Below are 16,357 nucleotides of genomic sequence, written 5' to 3' on the forward strand. Positions count from 1 at the left end.
AGAAAGCCATCCGTAAAACAGATGGTTTTATTTTTGGTTACATTTACATCAGTTAAAAAAATTCATTGGCTACATCCGGAAAAATACGCTTATTGCTGGTTTTGTTATGCGCCAGCTTACTTCTTACAGCTATTGTAATCCGGAAAACATATACCCCTGTAAACAACCTTGATCAAACAGCCAAGATACTTGAAGACAATCTTCATCAAAAGGAAAGCCATATCAATGAATGGCTCGATAATAAAAATAATTTTGAGCTTTTAAAGCAATTGCCTGACAGTGCCGATGCCGCTTTAAACCTGATTGATGAGTTTACCCGCAAAAGAAGTATCTGGATCACAACATTTAAGGATGATCGTTTACAATTTTGGAGCGGTACCAAGATAATTCCCGATCACGCAGCAGCTATAAAAAACGGGTACTCCTTTATTAAAGAGGCTAACGGTTATTATGAGGCTATAAAAAGGACTCAGGGTAACTTCTCGGTTATATTTTTTATCCCTGTAAAAGTAAACTACGCGTTTCAGAACGAATACCTGCAAAATAAGTTTGCCGCCGACCTTACCACCGACGATAACATTGAAATAGCCGATTTTACCGACAAGAACGTTTACGACATAAAGAGTATTCATAATGATTACCTGTTTGCCGTTAAAATAAAACCGGGGGAGATTAATCACACCTTTTTTTATTACGAGATAACTATATGGCTGTTAACCTTGTTGTGCTTTTGCATATTAACACATAATATATGCTGCTATATAGCTCATAAAGGGTATTTACTGGTATCGCTTGTTGTTTTGGCTGCATTTATATTTTTAGTGAGGTTTATTAACCTTCATTATAACTGGCCCGAGTTTACCTATAAGCTCGATGTTTTTAACCCTACGTTTTATGCATCCAGCGTTGCCTACCCTTCCCTTGGCGATTTTTGCATCAATATATTGTTTATATGCTGGTTTGTTTGCTTTTTATATGTGCAGCGCCGCAGGCTGTTAAGGCAATCCCCCGGTAAATTGGTAAGCTATGCCATTTTAGTTTTTGGTATTGCAGTGCTTATAGCAGTATCAACGGCATTGGTTAATCTTTTTTATGGGCTGGTCATCAATTCAAAAATAAGTTTTGATGTAAGCAATGTGCTAAACCTTTCGCTTTTTAGTGCGCTTGGTGTGCTGATGCTCTGTTTCAGCTTCCTGATCTTTTACTTGTTGAACGAGGTTTTTTTAACTGTTACGGTAAAGCTTCCGGTTCCAAACTTAAATAAGGCTTTATTATTATTAGCCGGTGTAGTTTTAGCTACTATTGTTGCAACACACTACCAGGGCTTCACCCTGTTTTATTTGCTTTGGTGCATCCTTGTATTTATAAGGGCATATGCATACAGGTATGAGAGTGGTAAGATCAATGCCCTTTCGCTAACATTTGTGATTTTAATATGTGCACTGATATCGTCTATTAAACTAAACTATTTCGAATCAATAAAAGAAAGTGACACCCGCAAAGCATTTATTCAAAAGCTGGAAGTGCCCGATGATGTAAATGCCGATGTAATATTTAAAAAGGTTGAAGGGCAAATAATTGCCGACACTTCAATTATTCAATATTTTAACGATAGCCAGCATAATGTTAACTATATAAAAACGCGGCTGCAAAAATTGTATTTTAATGGCTACTTGTCAAAATATAACCTTGATGTACATGAGTTTGACAGCAAAGATCAGCCATTGTCAGCTGATAAGAGTTATGAGCTAAGTGTTTTTAAAGACCTGGTACTCTACAGCTCATTTAAAGTTTCAGCTTATTTTTACAGGGTAAATGAATCATTTGGCTTTCAAAACTACTTTGCCATATTGCCGGTAAACCAAAACGGTAAAAGTTTGGGTACCATTGTGGTGGAGCTAAAGTCAAAGCCCCTGCAATCATTTGTATCATTTCCTGACCTGCTGATTGATGGGCAGATCAATTTTGAGGATGAATTTAAAGGCTACTCTTACGCTTTTTATAACGATAATAAATTACTTAGCCAAAGTGGCAATTATATATATAACCTGGAAAATACCGACTTGCAGGGCGTACTTAAAAAGTACATAACCAAAACCACCAACAATGGTAATAAAGAATGGTACCTGCGTTTTATAAGCTATAGCCATTTGATTTACAAGCCCAGCGAGCGTAACCTTATTGTGGTAAGTAAAGAGGAGAACATGCTTTTTACGGGGATAACCTCCATTACGTTTTTCTTTGTGGTTTTCCTGGTGTTTAGTGTTTTGATTATACTGGCAGGATGGTTGTGGGTGAGGATAAAAATATATAACATAAAAAACAACCGCCTGGGCTGGACCTTTAAGCTAAATTTTGACCTGATACTTTATAAAACTCGCATTCAGTTCTCTATGATATTTGCCGTAGTGGTTACATTAATGGCCGTTGGGTTTATAACTTTCTTTTCAATAAGTACCCAATACCAAACCCAGCAGGAAAAAACCATCCGGGAAAAAATAACCCGTATTGTAACTGCATTTGAAAACAGCCCATACAGCAAATACATAAATAACATTAACGAAAGCAGCCAGGTTGATTTTAACGAATTTGCCAATACTTACTCTGCCGACCTTACCCTTTATGATTGTAACGGGGTAGAGCTGATCAATACGCAGCCTAAAATTTATGAGTTTGGCCTGCAGGCCCGCCGGATGAATGGCAGGGCATTTATTTACTTGAGCAAGCACCAAAAATCGGAAGTTGTTAATGACGAAATTATAGGAAAGCTAAATTATAAAGCAGCCTATATGCCTGTGCGTAACTCCAAATATCAAACTATAGCTTATTTACAGCTGCCCTATTTCTCTAACGAGGCTGATTATAAGGAACGGATAGGCTCATTATTAAACATAATGATCAATGTTTATGCGCTTATTTTTATTGCCATAGGTTTGTTTGCAGTAATTATTGCAAGGCAAATTACAGCACCCTTAAGCTTTATACAGTTTAGCTTAAGTAAAACTACTTACGGCAAAAAGAACGAACCCATTACATGGAACCGTAACGATGAGATTGGTGCATTGGTTAAGGAATACAACAAGATGATTGCCGAGCTGGAAACCAGTGCTACAAGGCTGGCACAATCAGAAAGGGAAAGTGCCTGGCGCGAAATGGCCAAGCAGGTTGCTCACGAAATTAAAAACCCGCTAACACCGCTCAAGCTTGGTTTGCAGCTGCTTGATAAATCGTGGAAGGATAAGGACCCTAAGTTTGATCAGAAATTTGAGCGATTCAGCAAATCATTTGTTGAGCAGATCGAGAGCCTGTCTAACATTGCATCGGAGTTTTCGGCATTTGCAAAAATGCCGGATACCAGGTTGGTGCATTTAAATATTTTTGAAATTATAACCCAGGCCGTTACCATTTTTAAACAGATGGATAACGTAAAAATTATTTACCAGGCACCCGAAACGCCATTCATCATTAATGCAGACCGCGACCAATTACTGCGCTGCTTTAATAACCTTTTAAAGAATGCCATTGAGGCTGCGCCTGCCGATAGGTTTGGGGTTATTGAGATAAACTATCTCATAACCAGTAAAAATATCCTGCTCACGCTAAAAGACAATGGCAACGGCATCCCCGAAAACCTGCGCGAAAAAATATTCGAGCCTAATTTTACTACCAAAAGCTCTGGTACTGGCCTGGGGCTTGCCTTTGTTAAAAACTCTATTGAAAATGCGGGCGGTAAAGTATGGTTTGAAACCCTGGTGGGTGAAGGTACTACCTTTTACTTCAGCTTGCCATCGGCATAGATAGCTTATCGGTTTGCCTTAACAGGGATATTCCTGAAGAGTGAATTATGTTAATCCCTGTCTATCATGCCTATGTATGATATTATTTAATCAGGAGACTTGTTGCTTACCAAAAATCACAAAGCCGATACACGCCATATCTTGTTGCTTGTATCATCAGCTACAAGGATTGAACCATCGGGCATAACGGCAATACCTACGGGGCGGCCATAAACTTTTCGCTTTGCGGCATCAGCAATAAACCCGGTTAAAAAATCTTCGATGATACCGCCTGGTTTCCCGTTAACAAATGGCACAAAAACCACTTTATACCCAACTAATTTTGAGCTGTTCCATGAGCCATGCTGCCCGATAAATGCACCGCCCTGGTATTTTGCCGGGAATTTTTTACCCGTATAAAACGCCAAGCCTAAGGATGCCGTATGCGAACCCAAGGCCAGATCAGGCGTGATCGTCTTTTTCACCATATCAGGCCTTTCGCCCACATGATCCGGATCCTCATGCTGGCCGAAATAAGCATAAGGCCAACCATAAAATCCACCTTCCTTTACGCTCGTTAGGTAATCGGGCACTAAATTATCACCTAAGCCATCGCGTTCATTAACTGCTGTAAATAAAACGTGGGTTAGGGGTTCAACATCTATGCCTGCCGGGTTGCGCAAGCCACTGGCTAAAATATGTTCATGCTTACCATCAGGATCTATTTCCAAAATATCAGCTCGTCTGATTTCAATATCCATCCCTTTCTCCGCATCATTAGTACCAGAGCCTACCGAAACATATATTTTTGTACTGTCACTGTTTATGCGCAGGTTGCGTGTCCAGTGGTTATTATATCCGCCTGCGGGCAGCGTTAAAATCATTGTGCCTTTTCCTGTAATTTTTGTTTGCCCTGTATGATAAGGGTACCGCCACAGGCCATCAGTATTGGCAACATAAAACCAATTCTTTAATACCAGCATCCCGTAAGGATGATTTAATCCGCTCAAAAAAACAGATCGCACATCGGCAATTCCATCGCCATTGATATCTCTTAATAAAATTATCTTATTGGCACTTTTGCCCAGATCCTGCGATGCACTTGCACCAATAATATTGGCGCCTACCTTCATAATACCTTTAATTTCGGTATTGGCCTCTGATACCAGCACATCGCCATTGGCTGTCAGGTATATATTACGCGGATTATCTAATCCGTCGGCATATAAATTTACTTTAAAACCTGCCGGGGCAATTGGCATTTTCCCTTTCGGCCAGCCAATAACATCGCAAAAAGTACGGGTTGAGCGTGTTGCATAAGGCGGCGCCAGTTTTACCTGCTGCTTTGCAGATGTAGTTACATTATCCGCCTTTGATGGATCAGGCTGCTTAAAGGAACAGGCCGAAAGCAACATTGCTGCTGTAGTAGTTGCAAGTAAAAAAGCTTTGTTGATCATGTTTGTGTTGTTCCTTTAAATATTAACGCCCTTTAATATTCTTTTGTTTTATACTAATAAGAACGCAATCTATTTTAAATAATGCAAGTTTTTATAAATTATACCCTAAGCATCAGGTAAATAAATTATTTTTGGAATTAAAGCCGCCTGCGTGCGGTTACCTGTTAATGCAACCAATTAAGTTTAAATTATCAATACTGGTAATTTGTATCCTGTTTTCTGTAAGCGCTTATGCCCAATCCTGTTCCGGCAGCCTGGGCGATCCGGTTATTAACCAAAATTTTGGTTCGGGCGCTAACCCGGGTGCTCCGCTTGCCTCAGGCATTACCAATATGAACTATACGGCAGGCAACTGTCCCGACGATGGTTTTTACACTATTGCCAATAGCATAACGGGCCTTGGCAACTGCCATCCAAATACCTGGCAAGATGTATCAAGCGATCATACCGGCAACCCCAATGGGTATATGATGATCGTTAACGCCTCAAATCAACCGAGCGTTTTTTTTACACAGGCAGCCAATGGTTTATGCCCTAATACTACCTACCAGTTTTCGGCCTATATATTAAACCTGATAACCCTTGCGGCAAGTGGCCCGGGCGTTAGCGAACCAAATATTACCTTCTCTATAGAAACCTCATCGGGACAGGTACTTGCCACAGATACTACAGGTACCATATTACCAACGCGAGCGCCTACGTGGAACTTTTATGGCATTTACTTTACCACCCCTGCAAACGTAACCGATATTGTTGTTAAAATGACCAACAATGCCCCCGGCGGTAATGGCAATGATTTGATTTTGGATGATATTGTATTCAGGGCCTGCGGCCCGCTGATTCAAACAGGATTTGGATCAACCATGGGCCAATCCGGCCAAAATATATGTGAGCACAGCAATGCTACCTATACATTAAAGGCAAAGGTTTTTGCTCAAAACCCCATTTACCAGTGGCAATCTAATTATTACGGGGCCGGCTGGGTTGACATTGCAGGCAAAACAACCGATTCATTAAACATTGGTTTTGTTGATGCAAAAACAGGCATTTATCAATACCGGCTTGGGGTTGGTAACGGCTCAAACATTGGCGCTGCTGATTGCCGTGTTTATTCTCCCACGCTCACAGTAACTGTCGACTCGCTGCCGGTAGTGCCGGCCATTCCACCGCAAACCTTTTGTGAAGGCTATACGCTTACCTTAACTGCATCGGGCGGGGGTACTTATAGCTGGACCGGGCCTAACCTGCCAGCAACCTCACAAAACCCATTGATAATAAATAATGTTACGCCAGCCAACGCGGGCACTTACACCGTAGTAGTAACATCAGGCAACGGCTGCCCCGCTGCCCCGGTGCAGGTTCCGGTTAGCATAGTACCCAAGGTTGTGGCAAGCATAAATAACGATGTATCCATTTGCGCCGGTGATGCAACACAACTCACGGCATCAGGCGGCTTATATTATAAATGGACCCCATCAACCGGGCTCGACCATGATGATATTGCCAACCCTGTTGCTACCCCCTTACAAACCACTATCTATAATGTTAACGTTAGCAATAATGGCTGCAGCGATGATTCAAAATCAGTAACCGTAACGGTAAGGCAATTGCCAGTTGCAAATGGCGGTGGCGATAAAAAAATATTTGAGGGGCAATCGGTAAAATTAAATGGTACGGATAAAGGTGATGAAATTACCGGCTTTTACTGGACGCCCACAACAGCCCTTGACAACCCTAACTCATTAACCCCTGTTGCCAGCCCTACCGATAATATCACCTATACACTTAATGTAGTATCTCAAAATTGTGGTACATCAACCAGTAATGTATATGTTAGGGTTTATAAAAAAATCACTATCCCCAATACCTTTACACCCAACGGCGATGGTATAAATGACACCTGGAACATTGATGCATTAGTTACCTATCCAGAAAGCTTTACCCAGATATTTGACCGTTATGGCCAAAGGGTTTATCAAAGCCAGGGCTACTCAAAAGCATGGGATGGTACCTACAAAGGTTCAGCATTACCTACAGGTACTTATTATTATATTATCGATCTGAAAAATAACACCCCCAAATTATCAGGCTGGGTTTTTATAATTAAATAGACGCCCTGCCTAACCATACTTTTTGTTATAGAATGGTTTTTATTTGCCGAGAAGATAAGCAAGGCCTACTTGTATCTGTTTCTCATTCAACTGAAAAAAGGCATCTTCCGAAATCAATACACTGTTTAAATAATTGGCATAAATTTCAAACCTTTTATTCACCATCACTCCTGCTTTCAATAATATCTGGTCGGTATTGTGAAAAAAGTAAAATGGGTAAGCAGACGTAAGCTTTGTATTACTACCATCGTTGGCTTTAAATACTTCTGCTGTATATTCGCTATAGTTAAGAGCGAGGCCTGCACCTATAAAAAACTTCAGCTTATCGGCATTATAAATATTATAAATAACTTGAGGCGTAAGCGAAATATTTATCTGCGTAAACGAATAATTAATTAATATATAAGGATATACCTGATTATTGTATAATGACTCATAGTGACTGCCCCCTACCGATAATTCAGCGCGGAATATAATCCTTTTTGTATTTGGGTTAGCATACGCATTTAATGCAAATAAGGCTTTTGGCAAATACGAAGTATAATGCTTGGCCCCGGCAGCCTCATAAGCACTACCGCTTGATGGCCCCGTGGCTGATGCATTGATGCCTGCGCCAACCATAAATTCAAAACTTGATTTACCCCCGCTTTTTTTATCCGCTTTATAATTATTGATCTTGCTGACAATGTATAAAATATCAGATGCGCTGTAATCCGATTTTTCAAATGTCCGCGATAAGTTATCATCAAGCACATTATATTTAATAGCAAGGGCAAAAAGCTGTTTCAGGTAAGTATTTTCATTAACCGTACGGCTTTCGTTTTGTAATAAAGTGCCGCTGTTATAATAAACCCGGTATATTAGTTCAACCGGCAAATTGGTCTGAGAGTCCTCGATATAAAAGCGTGTTTTAATATTATCTGTATAAGAAAAAAGAGAAACGTTATTTCCTTTTTGCAATACCTTAAAAAAAACGCTCGCAACTCTATAGCTCGAATCCTTACCGGTACCTATACGTGCAATATTTGTTACATCCGTACTTATCGGGCCGGTATATTTTTGATAGGTTTCAAACGTACCAATACTAAAGCTGTTAATATCATCAACCGTAAGCTTTTGTACTTTACTATCACTAAGATTATTTTTAAAGGATATAGAAACGGGGCTCACATCCCATTCCCTGTAATCAATATATCCTCGCAGCGTATCACCTTTTAGTGTTACAGCCTGGCCGGGTTTATAATTTGATTGTGCAAACGAAAAAAAAGGGCATAAAAAGCCAAGGATGAGTAATTTGTAAAAAGGCTGCATTGGTTTTGTGTGATATGGTTTAAGCTCCAAGATAGGATTTTAAAAGTCAACCCCGTAATAAGACTAATAATAAACTGTCTTTTTTTAACGGATACTAATTTGCATAGCGTTAATTTTAAACCATGCACCATGAACATCATTTAAAAAGCTCCGATACCATTCGGGATATAGTAATCGGCATGTCCGACGGGTTAACGGTTCCATTTGCACTTGCCGCAGGCTTAAGCGGGGCCGTAAATTCGGCCGGGATAGTGGTAACCGCCGGTATTGCCGAAATTGTTGCCGGCTCAATTGCGATGGGGCTTGGCGGTTTTTTAGCGGGCCGCACAGAAAGCGATCATTACGAATCAGAACTAAAACGGGAATATGAAGAAATTGACCGCGTGCCTGAACAGGAAAAAGCCGAGGTAAAAGAAGTATTTGCCCACTTTGGCTTATCGGCAGTTTTGCAGGATCAGATTGCCGATGAAATGGCTAAAGATAAAGATAAATGGGTTGATTTTATGATGCGCTATGAACTTGGGCTCGAAAAACCCCAAGCTAACCGCGCCACTCAGAGTGCAATTACCATAGGTGTATCCTATATTGTAGGGGGCATTATTCCTTTATCACCTTACTTTTTTGCTTCAAGCTCTATAAATGCTTTATACTATTCGTGCGCTATTACCATGGTTTGCCTGTTTGTATTTGGTTATTTTAAAAGCAGGGTAACCGGGCAGCCTGCATTTACGGGTGCACTCAAGGTTTTATTTATAGGTGCACTTGCAGCAGCTGCCGCATTTACAATGGCAAAACTTATTAATGGTGGCTTTTAAGGATAAATAAGCACAGCTTAAAAAGCAATAAACTTATCTATTTGCTCATTGGTAAACTGTACGGTATCCTTATTGAAAAGATTGCCGTCAGCATCTAACTCTTTATTGATGGCCGCTATATGAATTTTTAAAGGCAGCACGTGCAGGTGTACATAGTTGCAGATACCGGTAAAGTGATCAATACCACGGATGTTACCGTATTTGCCCGATGAAAGACCTACTAAAGCTGCCTTTTTCTCGTAAAAGCTTTCGGGGAAACTACAGGCATCAATAAAAACCTTCAGCACGCCGGGGAAGCTGCCATTATATTCCGGGATCAGAAAAAGAAATTTATCGGTTTGCGTAACTATATCCTGTAGCGGCAAAAACTCATCGCTTCTTTTACCATACAAATCACTGGTTATTAAGCTGGCAGGTAATTGTGAAAGCGATAGTAACCCGGCTTCACCCCCCTTTTGCTGCAACTGTTTCTGGTAGTATTTTGCAAGTTTAAGTGTTGAGCTTCCGGGTCTGTTGGTGCCTGATATAATAGTGATCATTTATTTTTTAGTTATTAATTACGTTTATGACCGGGCACGTGTACGTTTTATTTACAAACAATAAAACCTCATTAAACACCTGCAAACCATAAAACTACGTAAGTGGCAAAAGTAAATCAATAATTTAACAAGTAGCTAATTGAACCGCTTAATATGACTAAAGCAAGGCTATAATCGTACAAACTTGTTTGTAAATAGGGCAAACCTGTGGATTTCTGAATTATTAAAATATGTATCTTTATCCCGGAGAAAAAACTTTGCACATGCAGAATTTTTTACCACCCGGTTTCGTTGTTACTGAAATCCCTTTTATAAATATTTTTAACATATAAAATGAGTAAAATTATTGCTTTAGCCAATCAAAAAGGTGGTGTTGGTAAAACTACATCATCCATAAACCTGGCTGCAAGTTTGGCCGTATTAGAGTTTAAAACATTATTGGTTGATGCTGATCCGCAGGCCAACTCAACATCGGGTATCGGGTTTGATCCGCGTAACATAAAGAACAGTATTTACGAGTGTATCATTAACCAGATTGATCCGCGCGAGGCTATTCAAAAAACCGAAACCCCGAATCTTGACCTGCTACCAGCACATATTGACCTGGTAGGTGCCGAGATTGAGATGATAAACCTTACCGACCGCGAATACAAAATGAAGGCGGTTTTAAACAGCATCAGGAATGATTATGATTTTATAATTATTGACTGTTCGCCATCATTAGGGCTTATCACCATCAATGCTTTGACAGCTGCCGACTCGGTAATTATACCCGTACAGTGCGAGTATTTTGCATTAGAGGGATTAGGCAAGCTTTTAAATACCATTAAAATTGTTCAATCGCGCTTAAACCCGCAGTTACAGATTGAGGGCATACTACTAACCATGTATGATGTAAGGCTGCGCCTTTCGAACCAAGTGGTTGAAGAAGTGAGAAGCCATTTTGAAGATATGGTTTTTGATACTATTATACAACGCAACACCCGCCTAAGCGAAGCACCAAGTTTTGGTATATCGGTAATTATGCACGATGCAACCAGCAAGGGTGCTATAAACTATTTGAACCTTGCCCGCGAGATCATCAGGAAAAACGGTTTGATAAAAACTGAAACCACAGAAAACACAGCAACAGTATAACACAAATGAGTACAGAGAAAAGAAACGCTTTGGGAAGAGGATTAAGCGCATTGCTGAATGATTCTGAAAATGTACATACCAATAATGACAGGCCCAAGAATAACGTTTCCGAAGATCCTGAAGTTAACAGCTTGGGTTCAGTAAATGAGATAAAATTAGCTGAAATTGAGGTTAACCCTTTTCAGCCCCGCACAGATTTTGATCCGGAAGCATTGGCCGAATTAGCCGATTCAATAAAATTACAAGGCCTTATACAACCTATTACGGTTAGGCGATTAAATGCACACAGCTTTCAGTTAATATCGGGCGAACGCCGTTTCCGTGCTTCAAAATTAGCCGGTTTAACGCAGATACCCGCCTATATCCGTACCGCTAACGACCAGCAAATGCTGGAAATGGCGCTTATTGAAAACATTCAGCGCGAAAACCTGAATGCGATTGAAGTAGCCCTTAGTTTTCAGCGGATGATTGACGAATGCAGCCTTAAACAGGAAGAATTAGGTGATCGCGTGAGCAAAAACCGTTCAACAGTTACCAACTACCTGCGTTTGCTAAAACTGCCGCCAGCTATCCAGAAATCGCTGCGCGATGCCGAGATCAGCATGGGCCACGCCAAAGCACTGATAAGCATTGAAGACCCTGCAAAACAAATATATATACATCAGCATATCATTGAGCAAGGTTTATCCGTTCGTAAGACAGAAGAACTGGTGCGTGATATGCAAAGGGCCCCTGTAAAAAAGGAAGGCAAACAACCTGAACCTATATCGTTCCAAATTCAAAAAATACAGGATGACCTGGCCTCAAAGTTCAGCACGCGTGTTAAGCTTAAATTTGGCAGCCAGGGCAAAGGATCAATCGAGATACCATTTTTATCAGAGAACGACCTTAGCCGCATCCTTGAAATTATGGATTGGTAAACTGTAACTCCTTTTAATTACGGGGTTTTTAAAGTAAAACATGTATAAATATTTGCTCTTGATTTTTTTGCTCACCGGATGTGCCTTTACTGCCATGTCGCAAAATCCGGATGAACCGCCTCCGGCACCGTTAAGAACCGATACCCTGGTGGTTGCCAAGGCCGATACTGATATTTCGCCCATCTACAAGCCCAAAAAGAAAAAGGAAAAAGTATACCACCCCGATAGCCTGCACAGTCCGCATAAAGCTATAATACGCTCCTTAATTTTACCCGGATGGGGCCAGGTGTATAACCACCGCTGGTGGAAAGTGCCAATTATTTATGGCACACTGGGCCTTTTAGGCGATGCCATTTTATTTAATGCCAAATATTATAAAGAATTTTTAGCCATATCGGAGTATAGGTATCATGGTATTGTACCTGTAAAAGGTGCTAAATATTATGCCGAGTATACGGCCCTCAGCAACCCCAATAACTTTGTAAGTGACCAGGCCATATATGATGCCAAGGATGGCTACCGCCGTAACCGCGACCTTTCTATATTAGGTTTTGCCGGTTTTTGGGGTATCAACGTGGTTGAGGCCTATATTGACGCCAAGTTTATCAACAGTTATACAGTTGATAGCAACCTGTCAATGAAGGTGGCCCCAAGTTTAATTACGCAGCCTATGTATGCGCTAAATACTGCGGGTAGCTATATTCCGGGTATAAAAATTACCTTTACAATCAGATAATACTTTAACGCGATGAAACCCTGCGGCATTAACAAGCTGCAAGTTTTGGCACCACTTTAAAACAACATTAACCAGTAATGAAAATTGCATTGTTAGGGTACGGAAAAATGGGTAAAATGATCGAAAAGATCGCCATTGACCGTAAGCACGAGATCATACTCAAAATTGGCAGCAGCAACCAGCATGAGCTTACTATAGAAAACCTGCAGCTGGCTGATGCCGTAATTGAATTCAGCACCCCCGATACCGTATTGGATAACATTGAGATCTGCTTTGCAGCAGGCATACCCGTAGTGGTTGGCACTACAGGGTGGCATAACCAATTGCCGCAACTAAAAGAACAATGCGAGCAGGGTAACAATTCGCTCATCTACGCATCTAACTTTAGTGTGGGGGTAAATATCTTTTTCCATGTTAACAAAGTACTGGCCAGGCTGATGGGCAATTACCCGTACTATGATATACAGGTTGAAGAGATACATCATACCCAAAAGCTGGATTCGCCAAGCGGAACTGCCATAACCATTGCCGAGGGTATTATTGAAAACAATAGCACCAAAAAGGAATGGGTGAATGTGCTTACCGCAGATGGCGAAGAAACAGCCGATGATAACGTAAAAGCCGATCAGTTACTGATCGAGTCGTTCCGTATTGACAGCATCCCGGGTACCCATACCGTGATCTATGATTCGGAAGTTGATATGATAGAGTTCAGGCACACGGCCCATAACCGCAATGGTTTTGCGCTGGGTGCTGTGTTAGCTGCCGAATGGATCCAAAATAAAAAAGGATTTCACCCGGTGCAGGATATGTTTGATTTTAGTTAAATAAGTAAAAAGCAAAATAAATTAACACCAGCGGCAGGATAAGATCATAAACAGGGCGTTAAGCGCTTTTATTTTTTATCCCGGCTCTGATAATAAATTTATTATTCCCAATATTGTAGGTATGAACTGGAAATTCTGGAGTAAGAAAAAAGACACCCCTAATAAAAAGAAGAAAAGCGCAACCCGTGAGTGGGCTGACGCCATAGTTTTTGCTGTAATAGCAGCCACATTGATCCGTACTTTTTTTATTGAAGCATACGTAATCCCTACCCCATCAATGGAAAGATCGCTGCTTGTTGGCGATTTTTTATTTGTAAGCAAGGTTAACTATGGCGCCCGCACCCCCATGACGCCTATTGCCTTCCCTTTTGCCCACCATACCATGCCATTGATCAATACAAAAGCATACTGGGACGGGCTCGAACTGCCTTACTACCGTTTACCCGGTTTAAGCGAAGTTAAAAAAGGCGATGTGGTAGTATTTAACTATCCTGCCGATACCATTAATAACCGCCCTGTTGATAAACGCGAAAACTATATTAAAAGGTGCCAGGGTGCACCCGGCGATACATTAAGCGTAGTTGACGGACAGGTGTATGTAAACGGTAAGGCAATGCCTAACCCGCCAGGCGAGCAGATGGAATACAACTACAGCACCAACGGTGTTGATATTAACCCGCAGGCGCTGGACGATCTGCATATTACTTTATACGAGGGGCATCAATACCCGGCCATGACCAAGGAATCTGCCGATGTTTTAAAAGGATACTCGAACGTAAAAAACCTGATGCCGGTGATAGCACCAAAGGCAAAAGCAGGTGCAGACGGACCAGTATTCCCGGTAAAGGATGTTTCGCATGTATTGCTTAACGGAAAAGTTCCTGATTATAAATGGAACGAGGATAACTACGGACCAATCATTATCCCTAAAAAAGGATGGACCGTTAAATTAGATAGCCTAACCTTACCTATTTACCAGCGAGCTATACAGGTTTATGAAAATAACAAGTTAGAAGTATCGGGCAACGACATACTGATCAACGGTAAAAAAACAGATACTTATACCTTTAAAATGAACTACTACTGGATGATGGGTGATAACCGCCACGACTCTGAAGATTCACGTTACTGGGGTTTTGTACCCGAAGATCACATTGTAGGCAAAGCATTATTTATATGGATGAGCTGGGATGATAATGCATCATTCTTCGGCAAGATCCGTTGGAGCAGGTTATTCAGAGGGATCCACTAATTTTGGAAACAGGTAATTATATAGGGCTGTATATTATTACGGCCCCTTTTATTATTTTAATATTAGCCGGCTACTGGAAACTATTTAAAAAAGCAGGCCGCCCGGGCTGGGAAGCCCTTATCCCTGTTTACTCAGCCTATATAATGCTTAAGCTAAGCGGCAGGCCAACCTGGTGGCTCATCTGGCTGTTTATACCGGTAATTAATATTATAGCAGGCATCGGCATCTATATTGATTTTATAAAGTCGTTCGGAAAATTCAGCATCCGCGATCAGGCTGCGGCCATTCTTTTAGGTTTTATCTATCTGCCCAAATGGGGCTTTGAAAAAAATACAACCTACCTTGGCCTGTCTGCAACGGCTGAGTTTAAGGAGCAGTACCAAAAAAGCTTAGCAAAATCATCAACCCGCGAGTGGGGCGAGGCCATCCTTTTTGCCGGCGTAGCTGCAACCCTTATCCGCACCTTTTTTATTGAGGCTTACGTTATCCCCAGTGGATCAATGGAAAGCTCCCTTTTAATCGGCGATTATTTATTTGTAAGCAAGGTTAATTACGGCGCGCGCATTCCTATAACTCCGCTTGCATTTCCATTTGCGCACCATACCATGCCCTTATTAAATACCAAGGCCTATTGGGATGGTATACAACTACCTTATTTTCGCCTGCCGGGATTAAGCAAGGTAAAAAAAGGCGACGTGGTGGTATTTAATTTCCCGATGGATGCTGACTCGCCGCTTTACCGCCCGGTTGATAAACGCGAAAATTTTATCAAACGCTGTCAGGGTGCCCCCGGCGATACCATCGCCTTGTTAAATGCACAGGTTTATGTTAACAGGTATATGGCTAAAAACCCAACGTACGAGCAGCCATCGTACATGGTACGTACTGATGGTACCGAAATAGACCCCGATGTGATCCGCGAGCTGCATATTGATGCCCGGCAGCAACTGGGTGCAACTGATTTTGAAATGCTGATGACCGCACAATCGGCAGCCAAACTAAAAACTTACGCCCATATTAAATCGGTAACAGAATATATTCAGCCAAGAAATGAATATGACCCACAGATATTTCCGCATGACAGCCACTATAAATGGAATGTAGATAATATGGGCCCTATCATTATACCCAAACAAGGCTGGACGGTTAAGTTGGATAGCCTTACCATTCCTATCTATAAAAGGGCAATTGAGGTTTATGAGAAAAATAAGGTAAAACTATCGGGCAATGATATTTTTATAAACGGACAAAAGGCCAGCACCTACACTTTTAAACTTAACTATTACTGGATGATGGGCGATAACCGCCATAACTCCGAAGATTCGCGCTTTTGGGGCTTTGTGCCCGAAGATCATATTGTGGGCAAGGCTTTGTTTATTTGGATGAGTACTGACGACACGGCCCCTTATTTACACCAAACACGCTGGGACAGGATCTTTAAAATTATAAGGTAGTATCCTATTTTATAAAAACTAT

At 41.1% G+C, this 16,357-nt stretch carries 12 protein-coding genes; 9 read left to right on the top strand and 3 right to left on the bottom strand.

Features of this window, described 5'->3' with window-relative positions:
* Positions 1-65: 65 nt before the first annotated feature.
* Entirely contained in the window at positions 66-3,797 is a 3,732-nt protein-coding gene (locus tag ACQY4U_RS01355) for an ATP-binding protein (RefSeq protein ID WP_428327561.1), read from the top strand.
* A 116-nt stretch (positions 3,798-3,913) separates the two neighbouring features.
* Here the strand turns inward: ACQY4U_RS01355 and ACQY4U_RS01360 are convergent, their stop codons facing one another.
* A complete protein-coding gene (locus ACQY4U_RS01360; protein WP_428327562.1) occupies positions 3,914-5,233 on the bottom strand; it encodes a PQQ-dependent sugar dehydrogenase in 1,320 nt (439 codons plus the stop codon).
* A 167-nt stretch (positions 5,234-5,400) separates the two neighbouring features.
* On the opposite strand from ACQY4U_RS01360, the gene ACQY4U_RS01365 reads away from it, so the two are divergent.
* Positions 5,401-7,344 carry a gliding motility-associated C-terminal domain-containing protein gene (locus ACQY4U_RS01365; RefSeq protein ID WP_428327563.1) on the top strand — a complete coding sequence of 648 codons (1,944 nt, stop codon included), beginning with the start codon at positions 5,401-5,403 and terminating at the stop codon, positions 7,342-7,344.
* A 39-nt stretch (positions 7,345-7,383) separates the two neighbouring features.
* Here the strand turns inward: ACQY4U_RS01365 and ACQY4U_RS01370 are convergent, their stop codons facing one another.
* Positions 7,384-8,655: a hypothetical protein gene (locus ACQY4U_RS01370; RefSeq protein WP_428327564.1), complete on the bottom strand. Its 1,272-nt coding sequence runs from the start codon at positions 8,653-8,655 to the stop codon at positions 7,384-7,386.
* A gap of 122 nt (positions 8,656-8,777) precedes the next feature.
* Between ACQY4U_RS01370 and ACQY4U_RS01375 the strand changes: the two genes are divergently transcribed.
* Entirely contained in the window at positions 8,778-9,470 is a 693-nt protein-coding gene (locus ACQY4U_RS01375; RefSeq protein ID WP_428327565.1) for a VIT1/CCC1 transporter family protein, read from the top strand.
* Between the two features lie 17 nt (positions 9,471-9,487).
* Here the strand turns inward: ACQY4U_RS01375 and ACQY4U_RS01380 are convergent, their stop codons facing one another.
* On the bottom strand, positions 9,488-10,009 hold the full coding sequence (locus ACQY4U_RS01380; protein ID WP_428327566.1) for an NADPH-dependent FMN reductase: 522 nt from the start codon (positions 10,007-10,009) through the stop codon (positions 9,488-9,490).
* A gap of 333 nt (positions 10,010-10,342) precedes the next feature.
* Here ACQY4U_RS01380 and ACQY4U_RS01385 point away from each other — a divergent pair, with 333 nt between their 5' ends.
* The 6 genes from ACQY4U_RS01385 to lepB (ACQY4U_RS01410) all read left to right on the top strand — a co-directional run bounded on the left by ACQY4U_RS01385 (position 10,343) and on the right by lepB (ACQY4U_RS01410) (position 16,335).
* Positions 10,343-11,146, top strand: coding sequence for a ParA family protein (locus ACQY4U_RS01385; protein WP_428327567.1), 804 nt, complete (start codon positions 10,343-10,345; stop codon positions 11,144-11,146).
* Between the two features lie 5 nt (positions 11,147-11,151).
* Entirely contained in the window at positions 11,152-12,066 is a 915-nt protein-coding gene (locus ACQY4U_RS01390) for a ParB/RepB/Spo0J family partition protein (protein ID WP_428327568.1), read from the top strand.
* Positions 12,067-12,106: 40 nt separating this feature from the next.
* Positions 12,107-12,802 (top strand): DUF5683 domain-containing protein, encoded by a 696-nt coding sequence (locus ACQY4U_RS01395; protein WP_428327569.1) that lies wholly within the window; start codon positions 12,107-12,109, stop codon positions 12,800-12,802.
* Between the two features lie 77 nt (positions 12,803-12,879).
* On the top strand, positions 12,880-13,629 hold the full coding sequence (gene dapB / locus ACQY4U_RS01400) for a 4-hydroxy-tetrahydrodipicolinate reductase (protein ID WP_428327570.1): 750 nt from the start codon (positions 12,880-12,882) through the stop codon (positions 13,627-13,629).
* A 121-nt stretch (positions 13,630-13,750) separates the two neighbouring features.
* Positions 13,751-14,881, top strand: coding sequence for a signal peptidase I (gene lepB / locus ACQY4U_RS01405; RefSeq protein WP_428327571.1), 1,131 nt, complete (start codon positions 13,751-13,753; stop codon positions 14,879-14,881).
* Positions 14,882-14,883: 2 nt separating this feature from the next.
* Complete coding sequence (lepB, locus tag ACQY4U_RS01410; protein ID WP_428327572.1) at positions 14,884-16,335, top strand: signal peptidase I; 1,452 nt, start codon at positions 14,884-14,886, stop codon at positions 16,333-16,335.
* Positions 16,336-16,357: the final 22 nt, after the last annotated feature.

This window comes from Mucilaginibacter sp., from assembly GCF_965277465.1.
Taxonomy (GTDB): domain Bacteria; phylum Bacteroidota; class Bacteroidia; order Sphingobacteriales; family Sphingobacteriaceae; genus Mucilaginibacter.